Source organism: Shigella sp. FC1967 (assembly GCF_001743005.1).
In the GTDB taxonomy this organism is placed as follows: domain Bacteria; phylum Pseudomonadota; class Gammaproteobacteria; order Enterobacterales; family Enterobacteriaceae; genus Proteus.
The window spans coordinates 1-7,540 of sequence record NZ_MIIZ01000573.1 but is presented as its reverse complement, the minus strand read 5'-3'; the positions used below and the strand labels follow the sequence as shown (position 1 = coordinate 7,540).

The following is a 7,540-nucleotide window of genomic DNA, read 5'->3' as shown; positions in this document are numbered from 1 at the left end:
ACCTGCATAACCATACTAATACCTTCTATTAAGCGTAACCCCCGCCATAAGGCAGGGGTTATTTTAGTTAACTTCTTGTCTGATTACTTTTGCTTTTTTGTATCTTGAGGACTGACATTTTTTATCAGGGAAAAAACTTTCAATAATAATAAGCCCAGCACCGATACAAATCCCCATATCAGCAATATTAAAGGTAGGCCAATGCCAATCTCCAATATAAATATCAAGAAAATCGATGACAAACCCGTGGATCAGACGATCAGAGAGATTACCCAATGCTCCGCCAATAATTAGCGCATAAGCAACGTTACTTAGTTTGGCACTCGCTTTGTTTTTATACATCATTACCAATAAGGTAATACAGATTGCCAATGCAATCAGTGCAAAAAACCAACGTTGCCATCCCCCTTTATCTGCTAAAAAGCTAAAGGCAGCACCATAGTTATGCGCGTAAGTGAAATTGAAAAAAGGCATCACGGCAACAGATTCATACAGACGAAATGTCTGCATGAAATACTGTTTCGTACCTAAATCCAACACCACTACGGCGACAGCTAGCCATAGCCAGCGTAAACCTGTAGAGCAAAGTGTTTTCTTCATTAATTAAGCAAACTTACGTTCTTCACCGTTACCGGCTACGTTAGTAACACAGCGTCCGCATAATTCAGCGTGTTCCGCTACTTGACCGATATCTGTCGCATAATGCCAGCAACGAGGACATTTTTCGCCATCGGCTTTGTTAAGGACAATTTTTAAACCCGACATATCAGAAGCTAATGCCGTTTCTGGTGCTTCATTAATATCTGCCACTTTCGCTTGAGAAGTTAATAAAACAAAACGCAGTTCGTTACCTAACGCATTTAACTTATCTGCTAACGCTTTATCAGCATACAGAGTGACTGATGCTTCTAAAGATCCACGTAGCTGTTTATCTGTACGAGCCTGCTCTAATACTTTGTTGACTTCACCACGAACGGCAAGTAATTCAGCCCAATAGTCATCATTTAACGTTTCTGATGCATCTAAGCCAAATAGATCGGTATACCATTCTTCCGTTAAGACATATTTTGCACGTTCACCAGGCAACTCATTCCAGATCTCATCAGCGGTGAATGACATAACAGGTGCCATCCAACGAACTAAGGCTTCACTGATATGGAATAACGCCGTTTGGCAACTACGACGAGCCACGCTATCGCTTTTCGCGGTGTACTGTCTGTCTTTAATGATATCTAAGTAGAAAGAACCCATTTCTACTGAACAGAATTGCATTAGGCGCTGAATAACATTATGGAAATCATAATTTTCATAGTGTTTTAGGATATCCGCTTGTGCGGCTTTTGCACGACCGACTGCCCAGCGATCAAGTGTCACCATCTCTTCTGGCTTAACTTGGTGTTTTGCAGGATCAAACCCGTTTAAGTTCGCTAAGAAGAAACGCGCTGTATTACGAATACGACGATAAGTATCAGCCGCACGTTTTAAGATTTCATCAGATACGGCAATTTCGCCTGTGTAATCTGTTGATGCGACCCATAAACGTAGGATATCAGCACCCAATTTATCCATTACATCTTGTGGACTGACTGTGTTACCGATAGATTTAGACATTTTACGGCCTTGCCCATCTACGGTAAAACCGTGTGTTAATACTTCACGGTAAGGCGCTTTACCTTTGATTGCAGTCGAGATCATCAGTGAAGACATAAACCAACCACGATGTTGGTCAGAGCCTTCTAAGTACATATCTGCTGAATTACCGTGGAATTCAGGGCGTGCATCAACAACTGTTGAGTGTGTTGATCCTGAATCAAACCAAACGTCCAGTGTATCTGGCGTTTTCATATAATCATCAGCTTCATCACCCAGCACTTCACGGATATCTAAATCCCACCATGCTTGAATGCCACTCACTTCAACACGTTTAGCGACTTCTTCCATCAATTCTAATGTACGTGGATGTGGCTCTTGAGTCTCTTTGTGAACAAACAGAGACATTGGCGTACCCCAAGTGCGTTGACGAGAAATACACCAGTCAGGGCGATTTTCAACCATTGATTCAATACGTGCTTGACCCCAATCAGGGATCCATTTAACACCTTTGATCTCTTTTAATGATTGTTGACGTAATCCGTTCTTATCCATACCAATAAACCATTGTGGTGTGGCACGGAAAATAACAGGTGTTTTATGTCTCCAACAGCAAGGGTAGCTATGCTGTAAGACTTCATGATGTAACAGAGCGCCTTTTTCTTTTAGCAGTTCAACGATCACATCATTCGCTTTAAAAACAAAAATGCCATCTAATGTTGGATAAGTACCTGCTAAATAACAACCATTTGGACCCACAGGGTTAGCAACTTCTAAACCGTATTTTTGACCAATAACGAAGTCATCAGGGCCGTGACCTGGTGCAGTATGAACAGCACCTGTACCCGCATCTAAAGTAACGTGATCACCTAAAATTGCAGGTACATCAAAACCCATAAATGGATGATTAAAGCGCAGTAACTCTAAATCAGCGCCTTTACATTCACCTAAAACGCCCCAGCTCGTTACGCCAATACGCTTCATTACGCTTTCAACAAGATCAGCGGCTAAAATCACGCATTCATCACCAAAAGAGACTAATGAATAATTAAAGTCGGCATTTAATGCAATAGCGCGGTTAGCAGGTAATGTCCAAGGCGTTGTTGTCCAGATAACCAAAGAAATAGGCTTATCTGTTACTGCATGGAATTTGGCAGCAACTGCGTTTGGATCAACGGCGGTAAAACGCACATCAATCGAAGGTGAAGTTTTATCATAATATTCAACTTCTGCTTCAGCCAATGATGAACCACATGCTGTACACCAGTGAACAGGCTTAGCCCCTTTTAACAGGTGACCATTTGCGATAATGCGCGCTAATGCACGGATAGTATTCGCTTCAGTTTTATAGTCCATTGTAAGATAAGGTTTTTCCCAATCTCCTAGAACACCTAAACGAATAAAATCTTTTTTCTGTGCTTCAATTTGCTCATAAGCATATTTACGGCATTCCTCGCGGAATTGTGCTGCAGATATTTTCTCTCCTGGTTTACCTACGATTTGTTCAACTTTTAGTTCGATAGGTAATCCGTGACAATCCCATCCTGGAATGTACGGAGAATCAAAGCCTGACAGCCCTTTGGATTTAATAATAATATCTTTGAGAATTTTGTTTACTGAGTGACCAATATGAATATTGCCGTTGGCGTATGGAGGGCCATCGTGCAAAATAAATGTTTTCTTACCACTTTTAGCCTGACGAATTGCTTGATACAAACCTTCTTTGTACCAACGTGATAACATCTCTGGCTCGCGCTTTGCTAAATCCCCGCGCATAGGGAACCCTGTTTCTGGTAAGTTCAGGGTATTTTTATAGTCACTCATTCGATTCTCAGTTCCAATTTTCCGCTAGTTTATGACTCCGACCGCTGCGATAAAAAATCCCTAGCAGTAGCCACATCATCTGCGATTTGCTGCTTCAATGCATCCAATGATGCAAATCGCTGTTCATTACGTAATTTCTTTCGTAACACAACATCAATACGACGTCCATATAAATCCATATTAACGTCGATTAAATGAACTTCTAATTGTACGCCTTTCCCTTTTACAGTAGGACGACTTCCGATATTTGCCACACCGGGTAAAGGTGATTGATTATCTGATAAATAGACATCAACGGCATAAACGCCTTTAACGGGTGCAACTAAGCGTTTCATAGGAATATTGGCTGTCGGAAAACCAATGGTTCTACCCAATTCATTACCATGAATGACACGCCCACAAATACTGTAAGGGTGTCCTAGTAGTGATTCAGCAAGGACTAAATCATCATTGAGTAACGCTTCTCGTACTGCCGTGCTACTGATACGCAATCCTTTATCACAATAACTTTCGGTATTCGCGACTTCAAATCCATATCTTGCACCGGCTTGCTGTAAAAAGTGAAAATCACCTTCACGATTTTTACCAAAGCGAAAATCATCGCCAATGGCTAGAAACTTCACGCCTAATTTATTCACCAATAGTGATGAAACAAATTCTTCTGGCGTTTGCGCCGCAAATTGTTTATCAAATTTGACACACAAAAGATAATCAATACCACATTCAGCTAAATATTTAATCTTGTCTCGTAAACGAGTCAGACGTGCTGGTGCCTTTTCTGGTAAAAAGAACTCAAGTGGCTGAGGCTCAAATGTCATCACAACCGTAGGTAATCCTCGCTGTGAAGCCTCTTGTTTCAAGTGTTTCAATAATGCCTGATGGCCTCTATGGACACCATCAAAATTCCCAATTGTCAGAACGCAACCGTGGTGTCGCGCTCTAATATTTTGTATACCGCGAATTAGCTCCATAACTGGCTCAATACCGTGGAAATTATTGGATTATACCTTGTCAAAGGCTTGAGAGTAACCCAATATATCAATGTTTATTGATGAGTAATATCTCAACAAGTCGATTCACTGTTATTCTTAAATTTGATTGCTCACATCAAACAAAAAAATGGACTATCACTCACTTCTTGGTTATAAAATCGCATAAAATCAAACATAGATCCTATTAGAATCTATTATTTATTACTCATATACACGATTTTGATGATTTTTTCACTCAAAAGACTGTATTCTACCCGTCTTAACTGATAAAATCTTGCGCCATCACAACGAAACAAGTGTCGCGTACAACGACGCTAATTTTGTATAAATCCATTGACAAACTTAGGTTGAAAAGGCATATTCCTTCACCTTTGTATTTGTCCTCGCTAGAATATATTTGGGAGTTGGAACTTGGCTAATATCAAATCAGCTAAGAAACGTGCGGTTCAGTCTGAAAAGCGTCGTCAGCACAACGCAAGCCGTCGTTCTATGATGCGTACTTACATCAAAAAAAGTATACGCAGCAATTGCTTCAGGTGATAAAGAAGCAGCACAAAAAGCATTTAATGACATGCAACCACTTGTTGACCGTCAGGCAACTAAAGGCTTAATTCACAAGAATAAAGCAGCACGTCATAAAGCTAATCTGCAAGCACAAATCAAAGCAATGTAATATTGTTTTATTGTGTTACAAAAAACGGCTTATGCCGGTTTTTTGTTTTCTATTTTTTAACCACCATCTATTTATGGGGTTGTAACACCCTTTTTATCACCATTAAAGAGTGCTGAAAAATCCGTGTTACAGACACGTTGAACCGCTGGATGTTGGATCATTCGCTCTGCAAAAATCGCGTAATACTCTTCTTTTACTGTATCAAGCACCCCAATCTCTTCGATATTACTATGAGCAAAAGTTTCATCGGTATACAGTGAAGGCGCGACAAAGATAGCATTATAATTTAAGCCAAATGCTTTCATTAATGCCGCATCATCAAACTCACCCAATATTTCCACTTGCAGATTTTTATTACGTATCCATGTTAATAAGTGGCGACCTAACATATATCGACGCCCCGGAATAAGGAGTTTTCGCTCTTCTAAACATTCAGGGAACGGCTTTTCAGGAAGCGGATGGCTGCAAAAAAAAACTCATATTACATTCGCCCAGTTTTACAGAGAACAGTCCTTCTTGTTGTGACGAATCCACAGGGCAATCTGATAGGATCATATCCAACTTATGCTGACTTAATTGTTCTAGTAATAGTTCATGAGTAGATTCAAAACAACGTAAATGAATTTGCTCATTATCAATAACCGCCGTTTCTAAGACTCGACTGACTAATTGTTTTGATAATGCATCCGCGACGCCGACATCAAACAGTAAATTCGATTCTTGACTGTAGTTGACAATATCCAGCATTTCTTGGCTAAGCATAAACATTTTATCGGCATAACGAAAAATAAGCTGACCCAATTCTGAAGGAACCAGCCCTCTTCCTTGACGTTTAAATAACTTGCCACCCAATCTTTCTTCTAATGCTTTAATTTGCCCTGTGATTGTCTGAGGTGTCAAATACAGCGCTTGCGCTGCACCCACAACAGAGCCTTCTTTACACACATGCCAAAAATAATAAAGATGGTTAAAATTGAGATGTGACACCCGCATAGTTATCTTCCTTTCAACTTCTGTGCTTCAACACAGACTATGTAATAACCCATTAGTTTGCGATTGGCTTTCCTTGCATCCAATCCTCATAAAAACACCTACGCACAATACACTGTATTGCACCGTAGGTTTAAATATATAGCTCGGTATTTATTGTGTTAAGAAACTCAAATCCGTAATAAATTTCCCTATATTAACTTCGTTTTTAACTTCGGTAAAACAGAACGAAGCAATAAATATCCCACAACAGCAGCTACTGTTGAACCGACTAAAATACCAAGCTTAGCGTAGGTATTATAAGCCTCATCTGCACCATCAAATGCTAATCCAGCAATAAAGATAGACATAGTAAAACCGATACCACATAGCACAGATACAGCAAATATTTGTTTAAGGTTAATCGCATCTGGTAATTTTGCAATGCCTAGTTTTACCGAAACCCAACTAAAGAGGAAAATTCCAATCGGCTTACCTAAAAATAGACCTAACGCGATACCTAATGGTAAAGCAGATAACATGCCATCAAGCGTTACACCATTTAAAGAAACCCCTGCGTTACTAAATGCAAACAGCGGTAGAATAAAATAGGCAACCCAAGGGTGTAGCACATGCTCTAATTCTTCAGAAGGAGAATCACCTTCTTTATTTCTTAATGGGATAAGGAATCCAACAATCACACCTGCAATCGTTGCATGAATACCTGATTTTAAAATACATACCCACAAGATGAATCCAAGAATTAAATAAGCAGCCGTATTCCCCACTTTACGCCAGTTCATTATGCCCAGAGCAATCACAATCAACCCCGCCAAAGCGAGAGGCATTAGTGCAATACTCTTTGAATAAAAGAGCGCAATAATGACAATTACACCTAAATCATCGATGATAGCTAATGCTAACAAGAAGACTTTTAACTCGACAGGAACACGCTTGCCAAGTAACGCCATAACACCCAATGCAAAAGCAATGTCTGTTGCCGCTGGAATTGCCCAACCTTGCTGTCCCACGGCATCCGTATGATTAAACATCAAATAAATCAATGCGGGTGCTAACATACCGCCTACTGCGGCTATTGCTGGGAAAATAGCTCTGTCGCGCTGAGCCAAAGATCCTTCTTTTAATTCCCGTTTAACTTCCAATCCTACCACTAAGAAAAAGATCGCCATTAAGGCATCATTTACCCAAAGCAATAATGGCTTATCAAGTTCGAACGCACCGAATTTGATCATAATAGGAACGGATAAAAACTCATTATACAAAGCACTTAGAGGTGTGTTCGCCATAATCAATGCGATAATGGCAGCAATAATCAGAAGAATACCGCCTGATGCCTCTAATTTTAAAAATTGTCTAATAATTGCCGTCATAATATTAACCTCAGAATCACTAATCTTGTTAATAATATGATAATTATAAATTCGTAAAAAACAGATTATTTTATTGATAACAACTCGGATTTTTCGAATTT

General features: G+C 39.8%; 4 protein-coding genes and 2 pseudogenes. 1 reads left to right on the top strand and 5 read right to left on the bottom strand.

Going from position 1 to position 7,540, the window contains the following annotated elements; all coding sequences use genetic code 11:
- Positions 1 to 63: 63 nt before the first annotated feature.
- The 3 genes from lspA to ribF are packed head-to-tail and all read right to left on the bottom strand — an operon-like array spanning position 64 to position 4,385.
- Positions 64 to 600 carry a signal peptidase II gene (gene lspA, locus BHE89_RS05505; protein WP_128860333.1) on the bottom strand — a complete coding sequence of 179 codons (537 nt, stop codon included), beginning with the start codon at positions 598 to 600 and terminating at the stop codon, positions 64 to 66.
- 3 nt (positions 601 to 603) lie between these two features.
- The gene (gene ileS, locus BHE89_RS05500) at positions 604 to 3,414 is read right to left on the bottom strand and encodes an isoleucine--tRNA ligase (RefSeq protein WP_069368643.1); all 2,811 of its coding nucleotides are present in this window, start codon (positions 3,412 to 3,414) and stop codon (positions 604 to 606) included.
- A 29-nt stretch (positions 3,415 to 3,443) separates the two neighbouring features.
- Positions 3,444 to 4,385 carry a bifunctional riboflavin kinase/FAD synthetase gene (gene ribF, locus BHE89_RS05495; RefSeq protein ID WP_069368644.1) on the bottom strand — a complete coding sequence of 314 codons (942 nt, stop codon included), beginning with the start codon at positions 4,383 to 4,385 and terminating at the stop codon, positions 3,444 to 3,446.
- 432 nt (positions 4,386 to 4,817) lie between these two features.
- On the opposite strand from ribF, the pseudogene rpsT reads away from it, so the two are divergent.
- Positions 4,818 to 5,079: pseudogene (gene rpsT / locus BHE89_RS24280) on the top strand (30S ribosomal protein S20).
- Between the two features lie 71 nt (positions 5,080 to 5,150).
- On the opposite strand, the pseudogene nhaR reads toward rpsT, so the two are convergent.
- A pseudogene (gene nhaR / locus BHE89_RS05475) lies at positions 5,151 to 6,066 on the bottom strand (transcriptional activator NhaR).
- Between the two features lie 194 nt (positions 6,067 to 6,260).
- The gene (nhaA, locus tag BHE89_RS05470) at positions 6,261 to 7,439 is read right to left on the bottom strand and encodes a Na+/H+ antiporter NhaA (RefSeq protein WP_069368647.1); all 1,179 of its coding nucleotides are present in this window, start codon (positions 7,437 to 7,439) and stop codon (positions 6,261 to 6,263) included.
- Positions 7,440 to 7,540: the final 101 nt, after the last annotated feature.

Bases quoted from the DNA above. Each gene is read 5' to 3' on its own strand.
- lspA (WP_128860333.1), bottom strand. From the start codon at position 600: ATGAAGAAAACACTTTGCTCTACAGGTTTACGCTGGCTATGGCTAGCT.
- ileS (WP_069368643.1), bottom strand. From the start codon at position 3,414: ATGAGTGACTATAAAAATACCCTGAACTTACCAGAAACAGGGTTCCCT.
- ribF (WP_069368644.1), bottom strand. From the start codon at position 4,385: ATGGAGCTAATTCGCGGTATACAAAATATTAGAGCGCGACACCACGGT.
- nhaA (WP_069368647.1), bottom strand. From the start codon at position 7,439: ATGACGGCAATTATTAGACAATTTTTAAAATTAGAGGCATCAGGCGGT.